Raw genomic sequence first — 15,383 nt, 5'->3', positions numbered from 1 at the left:
GTGGGGTGGAATGGCGCGCGAGATCAACCGGCTTTCGGCGCGCAAGGTCCAGTCGCTGACGGAGCCAGGCCGACACGCCGATGGCGGCGGGCTGTACCTAGTGATCGAGGCGAGCGGATCGAAGCGCTGGGTCCTGCTCTACCGCATGCCGGGGCGTCGGCGCGAGATGGGGTTAGGCTCGGCCGGTGTCGTCCCCCTGGCAAAGGCACGCGAGCTCGCCGCGGCCGCCCGAGCGCAGATCGCCGACGGCATCGACCCGATCGAGGCGAAGACTGCGGCGGCAACGGCCCCTCCCCCGCCGGCGCCGGTCAAGTTCAGCGACGTGGCCGAGACCTACATGGCCGACCGCGAGAAGACGTGGCGCAGCCCGATCCACCGAGCGCAGTGGCGGCAAACCCTCGAGGTCCAGGCCGCGAGCCTGTGGACGATGCCGGTGGCAGCGATCGGCACGGATGACGTGCTCGCGGTGCTCAGGCCCATGTGGCACGAGAAGGCCGAGACGGCGCGGCGGATCCGCGGGCGCATCGAGCGGGTGCTGGACGCGGCCAGAGTCGGCGGCCACCGGCGCGGCGAGAACCCGGCGCGATGGCGCGGGCACCTCGACGTGCTGCTCCCGCAATCCCGGAAGCTCACCCGCGGCCACCACAAGGCTATGCCCTACGCCAAGGTGCCGGCGTTCTACGCGGCGGTGGCGGCCGGCCGGACCAGCTACTCGTCGCTCGCCCTACGGCTGACGATCCTCACAGCGGCCCGATCGGGTGAGACCCGCGGCATGGTCTGGGGCGAGATCGACATGGCCGGAGCGCTCTGGACTGTGCCGGCTGAGCGCATGAAGGGCGGGCGGCAGCATCGCGTGCCGCTCTCGGCGCCTGTGCTAGCTATCCTGGCCTCGGTCCTGCCGGACGGCGCTACGGCCTCGGACCTGGTGTTCCCATCTCGGGCCAGCACGCCGCTCTCGGATATGACGCTGGCGATGTTCCTGCGCGGCACCGATCCGAACGGCTACACCGTGCACGGATTCCGATCATCGTTCCGCGACTGGGTGACAGAAGAGACCGACTTCGCGGGCGACCTCGCCGAAGCCGCGCTCGCGCATCTCGTCGGCGACGAGACCGAGCGCGCCTATCGGCGGGGCGACGCCTTGGAAAAGCGCCGTCACTTGATGGACGCCTGGGCTGCCTTCGTGGCAGCCGACAGCGCGGCGCCGTCGAGCACGCGCGCCAGCTCGGAGTGAGGGATCACCGTCGCGGTCCCAAGCTTCCGAGCCGCGATCTGCCCCTCGGCGATCATCTGGTAGATCGTAGAGCGGCTGACCCCGAGCACCGCCGCGGCATCCTTCGGTCTGTAGGCCAGGGGTTGGATCGCCTCACCCATTGCTTCCACCCCGCTCTTTCAGCCCGGCATCACGCGCCCGGTTCAGTTCGCTCATCATGTCATGCGAGCCGCCCGGCCGGTCCGGGTGCCGCTCGCGCGCCAGCTTCCGGAACGCCGCCTCGATCTCCTCGGCGCTGGCGCTCAGAGGTACAGCGAGCACCTGCCACCAGGGCGTTGCCCCCGGTGCCGGCAGCGCGCGAAATCCCGCGAACATCTCTGCGACGGAGGCGACACCATGCCGCTCAATGGCGCGGGTCGCCTCGATGTGCGCGGCGATCGCCGCGATGTTGTCGGCCGTGCGGAGGTATGTGTCACACGGCAGGCAGTGTGGCTGCCCGTCCAAGACGAAATAGACCGCCACCCCTGGATCGTCAGAGCTCGGCTGCTTCGCCCGAAACCGACCGTCCAGTCGTTTCTCGAAATTGGTGCTGAGCACCGGGAGCGTGGCGCCGAGTCGGCTCAGCTCCGTCTCCAGCCGTTCGACTGCGTCGTCGATGGACAGATGGTATTGCGAGCGCCACCCATACTGATCGTCTTTGACCTTGCGGAACTTGGCCTCGCGGCGCAGCTCCGCGGGGGTCCGACGTCGCCCCTGCGGCCACTGAAGCGGATAGGCCTGGGTCATCAGAAATCCCCCGGCGCGACTTGGCAGCAGACGATGCCCCGGGCCCGGTACATCGCGACCATCGACGCCCGGTCCTCGAAGACCAGAGCCGGCGTGCGTCCCTCGTCCAGCCATTCGGCCTTCAGCACCGTGTCGGGCCGGTGATCGCCGGCAGCGCGCGTCCGGATCGGGATGTGCCCCAGCCCGTGCTCGGCGAGCCACACAGTGGTCTTGTCCTTCACCTCGTCGGAGCGACCAGACCAGATCTCGACCTGCGCGCCGGTCGCGTCGAGCGCGAGCAACGTGCGGATGATCGGGTGGCAGGGCTGATCCTGGTCACAAGCGGCGTAGAACCCGCGCCAGTCCTTCTCGCGGCCGGGCCGGTTCAGGAAATGCGCGCGGTGCTCGGTCAGGGCGAGCGTGCCGTCGAGGTCGAACACGACGAACATGGGCTTCCTCATGTGGCTGCTGATCTGGAGTTCCAGGGCGTCGTCGGTCGCGTTCATGCTGCCCTCCCGCTCGTCGCCTCGGTCGGCCGCACACCGTGCTCGGCCAGCGCCTCAAGGTCCGGGATCATCTCGGACCGGATCTCCGAACGGGCGTAGGTCCAGCCCGGCAGCAGGGTATGCCAGTAGTGGCCGCGGGGACCGTTCACCCGGACGAGGCCCGGTAGGTTCGCCCAGGTCTCCCACCACTCGCCGCGGCGCGGCCGGGCAAAGTCGATGTGCGCGACGCTCTTGGCGCCCACGAGGTTTGGGTCGGCGATCGCGGCCCGCATTGCGCGGGCAGCCTCGCCAGCCTGGCGGCGCTCGTCGTCGGTCGGCGGCGGCAGGGGCTTCGGGGCTCGCTTCGTCATGCCGCCCCCGCGATTTCGAGCGCGTCGGCCGGGGCGAGCGCGGCCCCTAGGTTGCTTAACGAATGGTGTACAGCGCGATCTGTCCCGTCTTGGGAGCGTCCATGTCTATTGAACGTCGAGAACTGCACCGCAGGCGGACATATCTGGCCGGAAAGATCTCCTTCGATGCCAGCTATTGTGTCGTCGATTGCTTGATCCGCGACATGTCCCGAAACGGGGCCCGGCTGGCTTTTTCCAGTACAGCCATCGTACCGAGCCACTTCGACCTGCTGGTGCCGAAACACGGATCGAGGCTGCGAGCCGAACTGATCTGGCGTGAGGCTGATCAGGTCGGTGTAACTTTCCTCGACTGATTGGAAGCGGTCACCGGGGTGCGCATGGCGCTTCCGGCCAACCTGAATCTGCCGCCACATGGTGCCGGCGACGCTCGGCGGGGCGAATTGCTTCTTCAAGCTGTAGGCGGCCATCAGCGGCGAGCCTCTGCAGCAACTTGTGGTTCAGCTTGGCGTTGTGTGTCCGCCAGGAGCACCCGATGCCTCTCATCCTCGTCGTGCCAATCGTGATGATCGCCGTGCTCGCCGCCGGAGCATTCGCGCTTCGTCAGGCAGAAGGGCATGCGGCCGAACTGCGCGAGGCGCTGTTCCTGCTGCTCATGCTGGCCGTCGTTTCGGCAGGCGTGTGTCTGGTGACGGTCTTTCCGAGTGGCGCCTCCGCCGAAGTTGTGCACGAGACGGCCGGCAGCGTTTCGGCCTGAGTCCGAGCGTTTTAGTTCAACCACGGTGCGCCTCCGGCATGCTGTCGAACAGATCGCCCTTCGCACCCTCGGCATCGGCCTCTGCACGCAGCTTGCACGCGATCGCCTGCATGAGCGCGATCTGACGGTCGGCGAGCGTCTGCGTCATGCGCTTGGCCTCGACCCTTCGTGGATAGGCCCGAAGACGGTGCGCAAGCTCGCGCTCGGCGCAGGAGGCCAGGTCGGCGGCGGTGAAGATTGGCTCAACCACGGGCGCCTCCTGTCGCGAGGGCGGCACAAATGCAACATTTGTCTGCAACCTGATCCGCCTGAATCGATTTTAAGGCCGCTTTCAATGTAATTCCGGCCGAAATATAATATGTCTGGAACCGGGCGATGACGAAATTACGCTGGGCGCTGATCAGCGCAAGCGCTTTAATATTGTTAATCGAAGGCGTTGCTCTGAGATATGAATTTATTGCAATTGAGGCGGGCAACGATAGTTTTATTAAGGCATGCTCTCTGTCATTCGCATGTTTCTTTGCGTTTTGCATGTCGTTTCTAAGGGATTGAGCTTCAGCGCCGGAAATGGGCTGTGATCGCTCGGCGGCCGCCTCGATCGTCTCGCGCGTGATAGTGCTGGACTCGGCCATGGGGCTACTCCGCGGCGGTGAGGGGGACGGGGCTGGCCCCGATGAGGAGCGGCTGCACAGTCCCGTCCGGGAAAATCGCATCGAGCGGCACGTCGGCAGTTGGCTCGTCACCGGTCCATCGCTGCGGCCACGTTCCGGCGGCGATCAGCTCGCGGATGCGGGCTTCCTCCTCGGCGTTGAGCAGGTCGACGCGAGGCCGGCCGAGCCGGTCAGCCTCGGCGTTGCAGGCGGCCTGGATGGCGAGGATCCGGTCGAGAGCTTCGAGACGCGCCGGCAGGGTGATCGGGCCCATGCGCTGCTGGTTCGGCACCAACGTCCCGTCTTTGCGGGTTTCGCCGCCGGGCTGGCGCAGCCGGTTACGGGCGAGCCGGAGATCACGGTAGACCGGCCGCAGGCCAAGCAGCGGCGCCAGGTACGACCAGGCCGGCAGCGCAACGACCGCCTCCAGAGCCTTGTCACGGGACGCCAGCGGGCAGCCCACGCAGCCAGTGCGCGCGTTCGCCTCCTCAGCCTCGTCGCCTCCGTAGGCGTCGGCCAGCATCGCCGTCGCCCAGCCGCCATAGGCCCGCATCGGGGCGTAGACCCGCAGCCAGTCCCAGACGTTGCAGACCCGCCAGTGCAGGATCGGCGCGAGGGTCGCGAGGCGCCCGCGGACCCCCTTCATGTCGGGCAGGACCTGCTGATACCAGCTCTGCCCGCACTCGGCGCCGTCCTTCGAGCAGCTCATCTCTATCCGCTTGTCGCGGATCGCGCTCTCGCCCTGGCGCACGCCGGTGATCGTCAGCACCGTGTCGGTCTCGGGCAGGCCTGCGAGGTCCGCCTCGATCGCGGCCGCCATCGGGTCGATCTTGATCTGCCGGGTGCACCAGCGGAGCGTGTTGTTGTTCGGCGGCGGGACGCCCCGCCCGAGGATGTAGACGAGGAAGCGGCGGTCGAGCGGGGCGGTGACAACTCGCAGCCGGATCCACGGGAAGCGGGCGAGCCGCGCCATGACGTCGGCCGCGGCGATCGCGAGCGGCGTCAGCTCCTGACGAGTGTCGGCATAGTAGACGGTCAGGGTCTTCGGTGGCGCGAGGCGACCGGCCTCGATCAGGTGGACGATCAGCGTGAGCGTCGCGGTCGAGTCCTTCCCGCCGGACCAGGCCATGGCCCAGTGCTCGTGCTTCGGCCCATGCAGCGCGAGTGACATCAAGGTCATCTCGACGGCATCGTCGTAGACTAGACGCTCGGCGCCGGCTGCGAAGAGGTCGGACTGGCGCGCGCTCATGCCGCCACCCCATCGCCACTCCCCGAAACAGCTTGGGCAAGACAAACGTCGCTAAGCGTAAAATGCAGTCCGTTGAAGAAGCCGGCAGTTAAGAATTTGAATACAGGTTGTGCCGCCAACTCTAGCGCGAAATAGAAACTTGAGCGCGCAAACATGACCCATGAGAGACGGGCCGGTCCGCGGAGTGAGACGGATCTCAACGGCCGCATCGTGCCAAATTTCGGCCGAGCAGTGGGCTGCACGATCTTAGATCGATCCCCGGGCGGCGCACAGCTCCGCGTGAACAGCGTCTTCGGTCTCCCCGAGACGTTTTTGCTGGAGATCCCGCAGACCGCCGAGCGCATGAACGCTCGCGTGGTCTGGCGCTCGGCGGGCAATCTCGGCGTGGTGCTCGAGGAGCCGATGCGACTGTCGACATAGCGGCAGTCACCTCGAAGGATGCGGACCGTCATGCCGCCACCCCTTCGCCGCTCGCCGGGGCGCCGGACGCCTCGACCGCATCCTCCGCCTGCACGTCGCCGTGCAGCAGCACCGCCAGGGCGATCAGGATCAGGAGGCACACGGCGCCGATGCCGGTCATGAATCCGAGCCAGAACGCCATCACGGGCACACCGCGGCGAGTGCGGCACGGCGCTCGTCCTGGGAGGCTGCACGGTATCGGGTCAGCAGCGCCCGCTCGTCCGGCGTGACCGCGACGTCGACCATGTCGAGGCCGTCGATCAGCGACAGGTCGAAGCCGTACAGATCGGCGATCTTGGCCCGCATCGCCGGCGGCACAGTCTGCTTGGCGCGCTCCCACTTCGACAGCATGGCCTGGGGTATCTCTAGGCGCCGGGCAGCTTCGACCTGGGGCATGCCCTTGCGCAGGCGGGGCTCTCGGATCAGGCGCGCAACGCGGAGTCGCTCGGCCTGCTCAAGGCTGCCGTCGACGCGCTGCGGGCGCGGGCCGGCCTCGTAGCGCGGGCGGGACGGCGGGCGGGCGCCGACATCGCGCAGGAATGTGAGCTCGGTGCGGCTCATCGGGAGCGCTCCGTGAAGGTGTTACGGGGGAGGCCGGCGAGCTTGCTCGGGACGCGGCAGGGCGATGGCTTGTCGGCAGACCGGCCGGGCAGGCCTCGGCCCTGGATCGGCTTCTGCGGCTGCTGCCGGCGGTTCGGATCCGGCGCCCAGCGGGCGATGCTGGGATCATCGGGGGCGATCTCTCCGCGCTCCACCCGAGCGGTCACGAGCTGCCGGGTCTTGCGCATCTCGCCGACGTCACTGCCGGCTGTGGTGGCGCCGGTGCCGCGGGTCTTCACCGCGTGCTTGGCCTTCGGCCGCCAGACGAGGTAGCGCGGATCGTGCTGGTGCGGCCGGTGTTCGCCGGTGGCCGGATCCACGTCGCGAAGCCCCAGGGCGGGCTCGTGATCCAGTTCGAGCTCGACGGGCTCACTGATCGCGACCATGCCCAGGCGCTGCATCAGGTCGGCGATCTGGCGCTTGGAGGCCTCGACCTGCTTAGCGAGCGGGACGGCGCGGCGGGACTCGGCCTTCATGCCGCTCTCCCGACATTCGCGCTGAGCGTGGTGGCCGGCACGCCGATCATCTCGGCCACGACCTCAAGGCAGCCCTGCTTGCTCCGCTGGAAATCGTCGCGGCCCATGGCCCGCAGCGACTGCGACATGGCCCGGAGATGCCGCACGACATTCCGGCGGACCTCGGTCACGCTGTAGGGGTCGAGGCTGGCGATAACGGTGGCGAGGCGCTGGGCCTCTGCCTGCGAGCCGCACACGTGCTCGGTGACGGTGGCGAACCCGGCCTTGATGAGCGCGAACTTGCGCAGGGCCTCAGCGGTCGGGAAGCGCTCGGCCAGATGCTCGGGTAGGGTGCGCCAGGCATCGCCGATCTCGGCGAACTGGTGGCCGTGTGACGCCTTGGAGCGCTGCTCTTCCGGCACGAGGTTGCGGACCTCGCCGATGGCGTAGTGCTTGTCGGCGATGCGCTGCCAGTGCGCCGTGGCGGGCCGGAAGCCGTCGCCTTGCCATACGAACGGAATCGGGGGGACGACGTCGGTCACGAGGCGCCTCCTGCGGATCCGAAAAGGTCGATCTGGCCTGGGAGCGCGCGCACCTGCGGCGGCTGGCGACCCGGCGCGGTGGCGATGGTGGCCCGCCCGAACAGCATCGAGCGGTAGACCGGGGACTGATGAGCGTGCTTCGCCCGATTCGTGCGGCAGGCGCGGACGCGGCCGGTGCGGACGATCACGCCATCGCGGATCGCCCTGGCCCAGACGCTCCCGGCAGCGTTGAAGTGCTGGGCCCGCACGGTCAGGATCGGCAGCACGTCGTCCACGTGGACCGTCGCTTGCCGACGTGCGACCGCCTCGATGGCGGCGTAGAGAGTCGCCGCATACTCGGGCTGCACCCGGGCCTCGGCATCGGCCGCCGCTTCCATGCCGGCATCGCGCCGGGTGCGAGCGTCAATGAAAGCAGTCACGACGCAACCTCGCGCTGCGCCGCCTCGATCGCCTTCTTCGTCTCCAGGGGATCCCGAGAGGAATCCCGGCCCCACCATTCGCGCAGGCCGTGCCGGTTCTGCATCTCCCAGGCGCGCACGGCTGCAGCGTCGCCCTTCAGGTCGCTCAGGTGCTCACGCACCCGGTCGGCGATGCGGCCTATTTCGACGGGCTCCAGCGGCGTATTCGGGCCGAACTGGAACAGGATGGTCCGGCCAGCGCCGATGCGCTCTAGGCGCTCCTGCGTGGCGCCCTCGGCCGCAGCCTCGGACGGCAGCATGTCCGCCACTCGGGACCGGTCGACCTCCTCAGCGGCGTAGACGTTCGCGAAGTCGTCCGGCCAAGCCTTGCGAAGCGCCAGCGCCTCGGCGACCTTCGCCAGCATCAGCCGGGGCATCTTCCCCCAGTTGCCGGACGTGTCGAGCTTCATGATCCGGGTGGCGCCCTCGGCTGGCGCCACGTCGTATTTCACATCGCCGTTCGGCCAGGTCTTGCCCGAGTCCTTGCGGACCACGTCGGACCATTGCTCCGAGAGCGGAGCATACTCCTCCCAGTAGGCCGAGGCCGTGACCCGGTGCCAGGCGCCATGCGCGTGCTTGAACACCCGCACCGTCGCCTTCACGAGGCCGGCCGGATTGCTCGGACCCTTCAATTCGGGATCGAGTTCGAATGAAGGCTCCTCGTCGTCCGGGCGATAGGCGCCCGTCCGGTCCGCGATGGCGCGAAAGCCGTCGATCGCCACGATGATCGACATGCGCCGCTTGGCCGGCTTGTCCTTGTTGTAGACGAACGCGAAGACTTGCCGGCGCAGCGGGTCGAGGCGCAGATGCCGAGCCGTGTGAACGAAGAGGTTGAACTCGTCGTCGTTGGTATCCGCCGCGACCGTCCGGCGGATCAGCGCGACGGTCTTGGCATCGTAGGCTGGCGACGCGCCGGGCAAGGCGACGACGTTCGACATGCTCAGGCCCTCCGGATGCTGATGGTGACGCCGCCGTTGCTCAGGCTGGCGCCGGGCACGTCCCGGCCTTCCTTCAGCGCGGCGAGCAGGGCGCGGCGGTCGAGCTTCGGCGGCTGCGGCTGCCAGAACTCGGCGGGGATGTCGGCGGACTCGCCCTCGATCAGCTTTGGGGCGACTGGGCGCAGCGAAACCGTGCCGCCGTCCGTCTCGATCGCGGGCCGGCCGGAGATCTCCAGGGCCTGAACCAGCAGGCGGCGCTTGAACTCGGCGCGCTCGCCGTAGAGCGACACGCGCTGCGCGACCTGATCCTGGTAGGCCTTGAGGCCAACCGCATGTGCTTCATCCTCGCCGATGGCGTGAACCAGCGCGGAGACCAGACCATCGAGATCCGCCTCGCCCTCCAGGGTGTCCCGGATGAAGGCCTCGTCCCCCTGAGCCAGATCGGCGAGGTGCTCGCGCAAGATGCGAGCGGCCTCCAGCTCCTTGACGGCATCCCGGGCGAAGTCGGGCCGGCGGCGTGCGGCTGCCATCACATCGCCCCCGCAGGGCTGATGACAGAGGGGAGGCGCGCAGCCGGCACGGGCATGCCGGACGCCTTCTCGTTCCGGCCGATCCGGATCTGCATCGCCACAGCAAGCGAGAGGCTGGTGACCTTGCAGACGCTGACCTCGCCCAGCATCAGCGAGTTGGCGGCCTGCTGGTAAGCGTACTCAGCCTCGGCGGCGATCTGGTTGACGCGCTTCAGGCGTTGGTCGAGCAGGCCGTTGCTCAGCCTCGAAGCCCGGACACCATCGTCGATGTCTCGGAGCAGCTTGTGCCGGACCCTAAGGGCGGTCAGCAGCTCGTCGTAGGCGGCTTCGGCCTTCTCACGTAGCGCCGCCGTGTTGCCGCGCGTGTCGTGCTGGTCGGTGGGAATCATCGGGGCGCACATGGTCAGAGCGCTCCGTTCAGGCGGAGGATGCAGACGGCGCCGAGGACGGCCGCGGCAGCGAGGTACAGGGCCATGCCGGCGGCCAGGCCGCGGGCCGTGGAGTCGGGAAGGGCGTCGGCGAGGAAGGCGCGCATCAGAGCACCGGCGGTCAGAGGGGAAGGAGGGCGGCGCTGAGACCGGCCAGAGCCAGTCCAGCGAAGACGACGAGGGGGAGAAGGGCCGCGGTCATGGCTCAGAGGCCCTCGGGCTGCTGGCCGATGATTTGCGCGAGACGCTGAGCACGCTCGGCGGGACCGGGCCGGCGGACGAAGCGGCGTGCGGCGGCATCAAACGGCGTGCGGTCGATGATGTCCTGAATCTCGCGCGCCAGCGGCCGGGTCAGGAGGTTCGTCGCCGGAATCGGCGGCAGATCGTCAAGGCTCGGGGCGGTGTCGAGGATCGGGAGGCGGGAGGCGGCCATAATCAGGCGGCCTCGCGCATCAGGTCGGCGTGATAGTCGGCGAGAGCGGCTGCAGCCTGTTCGGCCTCGATCTGATCGGCGGCCTCAAGGTCGGAAATGACCGCCAGGGCGTCGCCGTAGCTCTGGATGCCTTCGGCTTCGAAGCCGCGAGCAGAGCGGACGGCATGGGCGCCGTCGAGGCATGTTATCCAGTAATCGGAAGGGGCGCGGGACATCAGGGCGTCCTCTGTGGAACGCCCTCACTATTTCTGTTTTTCAGAAGCGCGTCAAGCGAGATTTTCGAATTTCAGAAATATGCCTTCGTCGTCTTCCTCGGTTCGCCTGGCCAGACGGCCGGCCTGCGGTGCCGGAACGATGTTGGTAACTACGGCCGCCCAGTCCACAGCCTGAGCGAGCATCGGCTCGTCGTTGGAGCTGAAGAGATCGAAGCGGCTGTCGTACTTGCTGGCGTGCAGGAACTTCACGACACGCTGGCCGCCCGGCAAACCACAAACGCAGAGCTGTCCGACCTGATCGGCTGTCGGTGGCTCGTGCCGCTCTCCGATGAACACCATGTAGCCGCTCCCCGCGATACCGCGCATGGAATCCCCATCCACCTCCAAAGCTCCGCGCGCGTCGGCTCCACCCTGCGGAATGGCGATCCAGTCGATCGGGCCGCCATTGTCACCGAACAGAACCGCTTCGTTTCGTCCCCCTGAGACCTTCCCCCAGAGTGGTACATAACGGGAACGATGAAAAGTAGGGGGTTCAACTTCTAGGTATTCGGCGATGACCGCCACATCAGAGACTTTCAAAGCCTGATCGCCGTCTAGTAGGCGATTTATCGCGCTTTGAGCGCGGCTTAGGGCCTTCGCGAGGCCGGCGCGGGTTTTCCCCCGGGCGCGACCATCCCCGCTATCCACAACGTCTCTGATCCACTGTTTGTGATCCATGAGTTCGTTGTGCGCACCCACCAGAAGGGCGCAATCTCGTTTTTCAGAAATATCGCTTGACGCATGCTTCTGAAAATCAGAAGGTGCCGGTATGGAGCCAGCCCGTACCATCGTTGAGTTGCTCGGCGGAGAAGCCGAGGTCGCGCGGATCGCCGGCGTCAGCATCACTGCTCCTTATCGGTGGCAGGCGAGCAAGGCGAAGGGTGGCACCGGCGGCGTCATTCCCCACTGGCACATTGGCAAGCTGCTCGAGCATGCGGAGGCGAGTGGCGTAGCGCTCAGCGCTGCGAACTTCGCTCCGGTCATCGCTGCGGTCGCGAACGAACCGCAGATGGCGAGGGCGTCGTGATGACCGCGCTCTGCATCCTCGCAATCATGCTCGCCGCCTGGGGCGCTCTCCCGATGACGGGCGACGACGCGCCTCATGAGGGCCGCTCGATCTCGCAGCAGACCGCCGGGTGCGGCCTTGCGGTGGCGCTCGCTCTCTTCGTCGGCGTGCAGGTGTTCGCATGAGCGCCGCCAGCAGCGTCTCGGTTGATCTTGACATCCCGGCCGGCACACTTCGCGCCACGCTGGCGCACGGCTGCGTCTACTTCGCCTGGCGCCGCCGCGGCTCCCGTTCCTGGGACACCGACCGCAAGAGCCTGGACGAGGCTCAGGCCTTCATCGGTCCGCTCGCCGACGCCGTCGTGACGGCCCGGCGCGCCGCCCAAGCGACGGAGCACTGACATGCTCCTGGATCTCATCTGCCTCGGCATCGCTCTCCTGCCGCAGCTCTCGCTGCTGTTCTGGTTGGAAGCGCCTGAGCGCAGCGATCTCGTGGGTGCGCGGTGATGCGCTTCGCCCACTTCCCCATTCCCGAATTCCGCGGCCGAGACGCACACACAGGGGCGCGGATGACGGGTGCCGGTCTCGTTTCACCCAATAGCGAGGCCGGCACCTCGAGATTTCTCCAGATCCGCGGCGCCAACTGCCCAGCTGGCCCGTCGCGGAGGGCTCTCGGCCGTCCCCCGGTCGCTCATGATCTGCCGAGAGCCCGCACCCCTTCATCGCGTAGCCGAGCTGCCCAGTCGGTGGCCTCTCACCGGAGCATGCGCCGCGTGACGCACGACCCTCGTCATCTGCTCGACCTAGCCGACGCCTGCGAACAGGCTGCCGATCCGATTTTGCAGTCGGCCACCGATATGGAATCGGTGGTGTCCGCCACGCCGGGCTGGCCGGGCATCACGTCTGCAGCTGCGGATCGCCTCGCCCGCGGTGTCCGTCTGAAAGATGCCGCTCAGCACCTTCGCCAGGACGCGCATGATGCCGAGCTTCACGCCTGGCTCGCGCACCGCGCCGCCGGTGGCGACGTGATCCTCGTCCCGCCGGCGGTTGTCGTTCGCAAGGCGCAGGACACGTCCGCGCCCGCGAACGATCGTTGGTCCTGGCGTTCTGCTGCCGCTCGTCTGTTCGGGCGCGTCTGACATGCCTCTCTCCTCACCCCTGCCATCTGAGCGCCAAGCCGCTGGCCAGGGTGCTCGTCGTGTACCTGCGTATCCTTTCGATCCGTCCTTTGCTGTCCATGGCCAGTGCCTCCGTCCGTGTTTCGAGATGAACACGATGGAGTGCACGGGTGCGGACAATTTTTGCCCGGAATCGGACAATGCAGACCGCGGCTAATCTCGCCCTCCCGCTCGTTGGCGCCCTCGTGCGTCATGCCGAGCGTCGGACGGGCTCGCGAATGCTGGCTTACGACGCGGTCGCCCGCTCGATCGGGGCGACCGGATCATGGGTCCGGAAGTTCATCGGCCACCAGCCCGTGAGGCTCGACGCCGACACGTTCCTCCGAATCCACCGCACCTATCAGGCGAACTGCGACCGCTGGGACGCACAGGCTGACGAAGACCGCGCAGCGTTCTTCGCGCTGGGAGGGGGGGACGATGCAATGGATCAGAGCTCGATCAAGAGCCTGGATCTGGCGACAGGCCAGAATACGCCGCGCTGCCGGCTTGCCGCTCCCATGGTGGCTTCGCTGGTGGACGAGGACCGGCAATGACTAGCGCTACGCTCCTCGCCTCACGGCAGAACGCTGCGAGAGTGACGCTGATCCGCCGGGCGTCTGCCGTCGCTCTGATGCTGCCGGATCCGCATCGCTACCGCTTTCGCATCCAAGACATCGCCGAGGTCATGCGCCGCTGGGCTGCGGGCCACGACACCGCTGCCATCGCTGCGGCGACCGGCATCTCCGAGCCCGACGTCGCTCGCATCGTCCACGCGGACGCTGACCGCCGCCACACGGCGCGCGCGGCCCTCAAGCGCATCTGATTTTCACCGCAGCGGGCGGCTCCCGCTCCTATCACCGCGAGGTATCTCCGATGTCACAGCACGATGTGTCGTCTTCCGAAAGTGTCGCCGCCGACGAGCTGAAGCAGTTCGTCGAGCGCCGCGAGCGGCTTGAGGAGGAGAAGGCCGGCATCAGCGGCGACATCAAGGAGCTTAATTCGGAACTGAAGGGCCGTGGCTTCGACCTGAAGGCCTTCAACACCATCATCCGCCTCCGGAAGCAGGATCACAGCGAGCGCCAGGAGCAGGAAGCGATCCTGGAACTCTACCTTCAAGCGATCGGAATGGCCTGATGCTCTCGCCAGGCCGCTACCCTGAATATGACGAGCCAGAGCTCGAAGACGGCGCGGACTGGCTCTCGTCTTGGGAGCCCGATCCATTCGGGCGCCACGAGCATGCCCTGGAGGCTTTGCGCGCCGGGGACGTGGCCACAGCGATCCAGACGGTTGCGGAGTGCGCCACCAGCGATCGCCTCGCCAACTCGCTCGCTCATGAGGCCGAGGATCTTCTGCGAGCGCGCCGGATCGCCGACGCGGAGCTGCTCCTTACCCGGGCTGCCAAGCCGAAGTTCTCGTCCGTCCGAGATGCCCGCGGGGCTTACGGCGCTGTCATGGCCGCCAGCCGTCATCGGCGCCTCGTCGACCTTCTCGCTTTCCACAATCTGGAGTTCGCCCCGTGAAGTTCTTCGTCGAGCGCGATGCGCTGCTGCGCGCCATGGATCATGCGCGCCGGATTGTAGAATCGCGCCACACGATCCCAATCCTGGGTAACGTCGCCCTGTTGGTCGGCTCCGCCGGCCTCGTAATCCGGGCAACCGACCTCGATCTTCAGGTCGAAACTACGTGCCCCGCCGATGTCGTGACCGCGGGCGCAGCCACCGTCGCCGTTGGCACGCTGTTCGACCTGCTGAAGCGCCTTCCCTCTGGCTGCAGCGTCACGCTCGAGCAGGAGGCCGCTGGACGCGTCGTCGTTCGGTCTGGGCGCTCGCGCGTCGGATTGCCGACCCTACCGTTCAGCGATTTCCCGGAGCTTCGGCTCGCTGGTGATGCACACGAGTTCGCGCTGCCGGGCAAAGAGCTCTCCCGGATGCTCGGCGCGGTCAACTTCGCGATCTCCACGGAGGAGACCCGTATCTACCTCAACGGGATCTACCTGCAGGCGATGCACCCGGAGGACGGTGCAGCTGTGCTGCGCGCCGTCGCATCGGATGGGCATCGCCTCGCCATGATCGATATGCCCGCCCCGGAGGGGTGTGCCGGCATGCCGTCGCTCATCCTGCCCCGTAAGGCTCAGCATGAGTTCGCGAAGCTGGCCGATGCGGTCGGCGACGGCCCCGTAAGCCTGTCCGTCCACGCCTCCGGCGTCCGGGCATCGGCCCTCGGAACGGTGCTCACCACCAAGATCATCGACGCGACCTTCCCAGACTACCAGCGCCTCATCCCCGTCGGGAATGACCGTCACCTGACCGTGACGAGCGACCATCTGCGCGGCGCTCTCGACAGGGCGCTCATCGTCATCGCCGAGCGCGGCAACGCGGTGAAGCTGTCGATCGAGGCCGAGCAGGTCACCGTCACGGTGGATGGTAGCGGAGGCGAGGTTCGGGAGGAGATTGACGCGGAGCTTGACGGCTCGCCGATCGATGTCGGCTTTAACGCCAAGTACGGCCGCGCGATCATCGACGCCCTCGAATCCGACACGCTGCGGATAGACCTGGGCGATCCCGGATCGCCGATGATCTGGCGCCGCGGCGGCAACGACGGCCCGCTGTGCCTCCTCATGCCGATGCGGGTCTAGCG

The 15,383-nt window shown here is 67.5% G+C and carries 32 protein-coding genes; 12 read left to right on the top strand and 20 right to left on the bottom strand.

Annotated features, from left to right (window positions below):
* Window positions 1-10 precede the first annotated feature (10 nt).
* Entirely contained in the window at window positions 11-1,234 is a 1,224-nt protein-coding gene (locus AKJ13_RS22445; protein WP_050735362.1) for a site-specific integrase, read from the top strand.
* Here AKJ13_RS22445 and AKJ13_RS33300 read toward each other — a convergent pair.
* From AKJ13_RS33300 to AKJ13_RS32770, 5 genes are read right to left on the bottom strand one after another with little or no spacing between them, the layout of a single operon-like run.
* Window positions 1,156-1,374: a helix-turn-helix domain-containing protein gene (locus AKJ13_RS33300; protein ID WP_050735361.1), complete on the bottom strand. Its 219-nt coding sequence runs from the start codon at window positions 1,372-1,374 to the stop codon at window positions 1,156-1,158. The genes AKJ13_RS22445 and AKJ13_RS33300 overlap by 79 nt on opposite strands.
* The gene (locus AKJ13_RS22435; protein WP_050735360.1) at window positions 1,367-1,999 is read right to left on the bottom strand and encodes a DnaJ domain-containing protein; all 633 of its coding nucleotides are present in this window, start codon (window positions 1,997-1,999) and stop codon (window positions 1,367-1,369) included. The genes AKJ13_RS33300 and AKJ13_RS22435 overlap by 8 nt, the downstream gene beginning before the upstream one ends.
* Window positions 1,999-2,484, bottom strand: a complete 486-nt coding sequence (locus tag AKJ13_RS22430; protein WP_050735359.1) for a hypothetical protein — start codon at window positions 2,482-2,484, stop codon at window positions 1,999-2,001. Before AKJ13_RS22430 ends, AKJ13_RS22435 begins: the two co-directional genes overlap by 1 nt.
* A complete protein-coding gene (locus tag AKJ13_RS22425; protein ID WP_050735358.1) occupies window positions 2,481-2,834 on the bottom strand; it encodes a hypothetical protein in 354 nt (117 codons plus the stop codon). Before AKJ13_RS22425 ends, AKJ13_RS22430 begins: the two co-directional genes overlap by 4 nt.
* Entirely contained in the window at window positions 2,831-3,301 is a 471-nt protein-coding gene (locus tag AKJ13_RS32770; protein ID WP_244471682.1) for a hypothetical protein, read from the bottom strand. The genes AKJ13_RS22425 and AKJ13_RS32770 overlap by 4 nt, the downstream gene beginning before the upstream one ends.
* A gap of 65 nt (window positions 3,302-3,366) precedes the next feature.
* Here AKJ13_RS32770 and AKJ13_RS22420 point away from each other — a divergent pair, with 65 nt between their 5' ends.
* A complete protein-coding gene (locus tag AKJ13_RS22420) occupies window positions 3,367-3,588 on the top strand; it encodes a hypothetical protein (RefSeq protein WP_050735357.1) in 222 nt (73 codons plus the stop codon).
* Window positions 3,589-3,604: 16 nt separating this feature from the next.
* On the opposite strand, the gene AKJ13_RS22415 is transcribed toward AKJ13_RS22420, so the two are convergent.
* The 3 genes from AKJ13_RS22415 to AKJ13_RS22410 are packed head-to-tail and all read right to left on the bottom strand — an operon-like array spanning window position 3,605 to window position 5,487.
* Complete coding sequence (locus AKJ13_RS22415) at window positions 3,605-3,838, bottom strand: hypothetical protein (RefSeq protein WP_050735356.1); 234 nt, start codon at window positions 3,836-3,838, stop codon at window positions 3,605-3,607.
* Window positions 3,831-4,220, bottom strand: coding sequence for a hypothetical protein (locus AKJ13_RS31525; RefSeq protein WP_144426341.1), 390 nt, complete (start codon window positions 4,218-4,220; stop codon window positions 3,831-3,833). Before AKJ13_RS31525 ends, AKJ13_RS22415 begins: the two co-directional genes overlap by 8 nt.
* A 4-nt stretch (window positions 4,221-4,224) precedes the next feature.
* Entirely contained in the window at window positions 4,225-5,487 is a 1,263-nt protein-coding gene (locus tag AKJ13_RS22410) for a phosphoadenosine phosphosulfate reductase family protein (RefSeq protein ID WP_050735355.1), read from the bottom strand.
* Window positions 5,488-5,640: 153 nt separating this feature from the next.
* Between AKJ13_RS22410 and AKJ13_RS30660 the strand changes: the two genes are divergently transcribed.
* Window positions 5,641-5,907: a PilZ domain-containing protein gene (locus AKJ13_RS30660; RefSeq protein ID WP_082317062.1), complete on the top strand. Its 267-nt coding sequence runs from the start codon at window positions 5,641-5,643 to the stop codon at window positions 5,905-5,907.
* Between the two features lie 28 nt (window positions 5,908-5,935).
* On the opposite strand, the gene AKJ13_RS31980 is transcribed toward AKJ13_RS30660, so the two are convergent.
* From AKJ13_RS31980 to AKJ13_RS31520, 12 genes are all read right to left on the bottom strand, one after another.
* Window positions 5,936-6,088 (bottom strand): hypothetical protein, encoded by a 153-nt coding sequence (locus tag AKJ13_RS31980; protein ID WP_160320622.1) that lies wholly within the window; start codon window positions 6,086-6,088, stop codon window positions 5,936-5,938.
* Complete coding sequence (locus AKJ13_RS22405) at window positions 6,088-6,507, bottom strand: helix-turn-helix transcriptional regulator (protein ID WP_050735354.1); 420 nt, start codon at window positions 6,505-6,507, stop codon at window positions 6,088-6,090. Before AKJ13_RS22405 ends, AKJ13_RS31980 begins: the two co-directional genes overlap by 1 nt.
* A complete protein-coding gene (locus tag AKJ13_RS22400) occupies window positions 6,504-7,022 on the bottom strand; it encodes a hypothetical protein (RefSeq protein ID WP_050735353.1) in 519 nt (172 codons plus the stop codon). The genes AKJ13_RS22405 and AKJ13_RS22400 overlap by 4 nt, the downstream gene beginning before the upstream one ends.
* The gene (locus AKJ13_RS22395; protein WP_050735352.1) at window positions 7,019-7,543 is read right to left on the bottom strand and encodes a hypothetical protein; all 525 of its coding nucleotides are present in this window, start codon (window positions 7,541-7,543) and stop codon (window positions 7,019-7,021) included. The genes AKJ13_RS22400 and AKJ13_RS22395 overlap by 4 nt, the downstream gene beginning before the upstream one ends.
* Window positions 7,540-7,962, bottom strand: a complete 423-nt coding sequence (locus AKJ13_RS22390) for a hypothetical protein (protein WP_144426340.1) — start codon at window positions 7,960-7,962, stop codon at window positions 7,540-7,542. Before AKJ13_RS22390 ends, AKJ13_RS22395 begins: the two co-directional genes overlap by 4 nt.
* Entirely contained in the window at window positions 7,959-8,939 is a 981-nt protein-coding gene (gene bet / locus AKJ13_RS22385) for a phage recombination protein Bet (RefSeq protein ID WP_050735350.1), read from the bottom strand. Before bet ends, AKJ13_RS22390 begins: the two co-directional genes overlap by 4 nt.
* Window positions 8,940-8,941: 2 nt before the next feature.
* Window positions 8,942-9,469: a siphovirus Gp157 family protein gene (locus AKJ13_RS22380; protein ID WP_050735349.1), complete on the bottom strand. Its 528-nt coding sequence runs from the start codon at window positions 9,467-9,469 to the stop codon at window positions 8,942-8,944.
* Entirely contained in the window at window positions 9,469-9,870 is a 402-nt protein-coding gene (locus AKJ13_RS22375) for a hypothetical protein (RefSeq protein WP_050735348.1), read from the bottom strand. The genes AKJ13_RS22380 and AKJ13_RS22375 overlap by 1 nt, the downstream gene beginning before the upstream one ends.
* Window positions 9,871-9,872: 2 nt before the next feature.
* A complete protein-coding gene (locus tag AKJ13_RS33145; protein WP_280137121.1) occupies window positions 9,873-10,004 on the bottom strand; it encodes a hypothetical protein in 132 nt (43 codons plus the stop codon).
* Window positions 10,005-10,102: 98 nt separating this feature from the next.
* Window positions 10,103-10,330 carry a hypothetical protein gene (locus AKJ13_RS22370; RefSeq protein ID WP_050735347.1) on the bottom strand — a complete coding sequence of 76 codons (228 nt, stop codon included), beginning with the start codon at window positions 10,328-10,330 and terminating at the stop codon, window positions 10,103-10,105.
* A 2-nt stretch (window positions 10,331-10,332) separates the two neighbouring features.
* Window positions 10,333-10,545: a hypothetical protein gene (locus AKJ13_RS22365; RefSeq protein WP_050735346.1), complete on the bottom strand. Its 213-nt coding sequence runs from the start codon at window positions 10,543-10,545 to the stop codon at window positions 10,333-10,335.
* Window positions 10,546-10,596: 51 nt separating this feature from the next.
* Window positions 10,597-11,373, bottom strand: coding sequence for a helix-turn-helix transcriptional regulator (locus tag AKJ13_RS31520; protein ID WP_144426339.1), 777 nt, complete (start codon window positions 11,371-11,373; stop codon window positions 10,597-10,599).
* Between AKJ13_RS31520 and AKJ13_RS22355 the strand changes: the two genes are divergently transcribed.
* The 9 genes from AKJ13_RS22355 to dnaN all read left to right on the top strand — a co-directional run bounded on the left by AKJ13_RS22355 (window position 11,354) and on the right by dnaN (window position 15,381).
* Window positions 11,354-11,611 (top strand): hypothetical protein, encoded by a 258-nt coding sequence (locus tag AKJ13_RS22355; RefSeq protein ID WP_050735344.1) that lies wholly within the window; start codon window positions 11,354-11,356, stop codon window positions 11,609-11,611. The genes AKJ13_RS31520 and AKJ13_RS22355 overlap by 20 nt on opposite strands.
* Window positions 11,608-11,775 (top strand): hypothetical protein, encoded by a 168-nt coding sequence (locus AKJ13_RS31975; protein WP_160320621.1) that lies wholly within the window; start codon window positions 11,608-11,610, stop codon window positions 11,773-11,775. Before AKJ13_RS22355 ends, AKJ13_RS31975 begins: the two co-directional genes overlap by 4 nt.
* Entirely contained in the window at window positions 11,772-11,990 is a 219-nt protein-coding gene (locus AKJ13_RS22350; RefSeq protein WP_050735343.1) for a hypothetical protein, read from the top strand. The genes AKJ13_RS31975 and AKJ13_RS22350 overlap by 4 nt, the downstream gene beginning before the upstream one ends.
* 363 nt (window positions 11,991-12,353) lie before the next feature.
* Window positions 12,354-12,728: a hypothetical protein gene (locus AKJ13_RS31515; RefSeq protein ID WP_210166725.1), complete on the top strand. Its 375-nt coding sequence runs from the start codon at window positions 12,354-12,356 to the stop codon at window positions 12,726-12,728.
* Window positions 12,729-12,985: 257 nt separating this feature from the next.
* Window positions 12,986-13,300 carry a hypothetical protein gene (locus AKJ13_RS22340; protein WP_244471681.1) on the top strand — a complete coding sequence of 105 codons (315 nt, stop codon included), beginning with the start codon at window positions 12,986-12,988 and terminating at the stop codon, window positions 13,298-13,300.
* A 41-nt stretch (window positions 13,301-13,341) separates the two neighbouring features.
* The gene (locus AKJ13_RS22335; protein WP_050735340.1) at window positions 13,342-13,569 is read left to right on the top strand and encodes a hypothetical protein; all 228 of its coding nucleotides are present in this window, start codon (window positions 13,342-13,344) and stop codon (window positions 13,567-13,569) included.
* A gap of 50 nt (window positions 13,570-13,619) precedes the next feature.
* Window positions 13,620-13,880, top strand: coding sequence for a DUF2312 domain-containing protein (locus tag AKJ13_RS22330; RefSeq protein WP_050735339.1), 261 nt, complete (start codon window positions 13,620-13,622; stop codon window positions 13,878-13,880).
* Window positions 13,880-14,266, top strand: a complete 387-nt coding sequence (locus AKJ13_RS22325) for a hypothetical protein (protein WP_050735338.1) — start codon at window positions 13,880-13,882, stop codon at window positions 14,264-14,266. Before AKJ13_RS22330 ends, AKJ13_RS22325 begins: the two co-directional genes overlap by 1 nt.
* Window positions 14,263-15,381 carry a DNA polymerase III subunit beta gene (gene dnaN / locus AKJ13_RS22320; RefSeq protein ID WP_050735337.1) on the top strand — a complete coding sequence of 373 codons (1,119 nt, stop codon included), beginning with the start codon at window positions 14,263-14,265 and terminating at the stop codon, window positions 15,379-15,381. Before AKJ13_RS22325 ends, dnaN begins: the two co-directional genes overlap by 4 nt.
* The last annotated feature ends 2 nt before the right edge of the window (window positions 15,382-15,383 follow it).

Source organism: Methylobacterium sp. ARG-1 (assembly GCF_001262595.1).
Taxonomy (GTDB): Bacteria; Pseudomonadota; Alphaproteobacteria; order Rhizobiales; family Beijerinckiaceae; genus Methylobacterium; species Methylobacterium brachiatum.
Note: the sequence above shows the minus strand (reverse complement) of the source record. Positions and strands in the feature narration are given on the sequence as shown.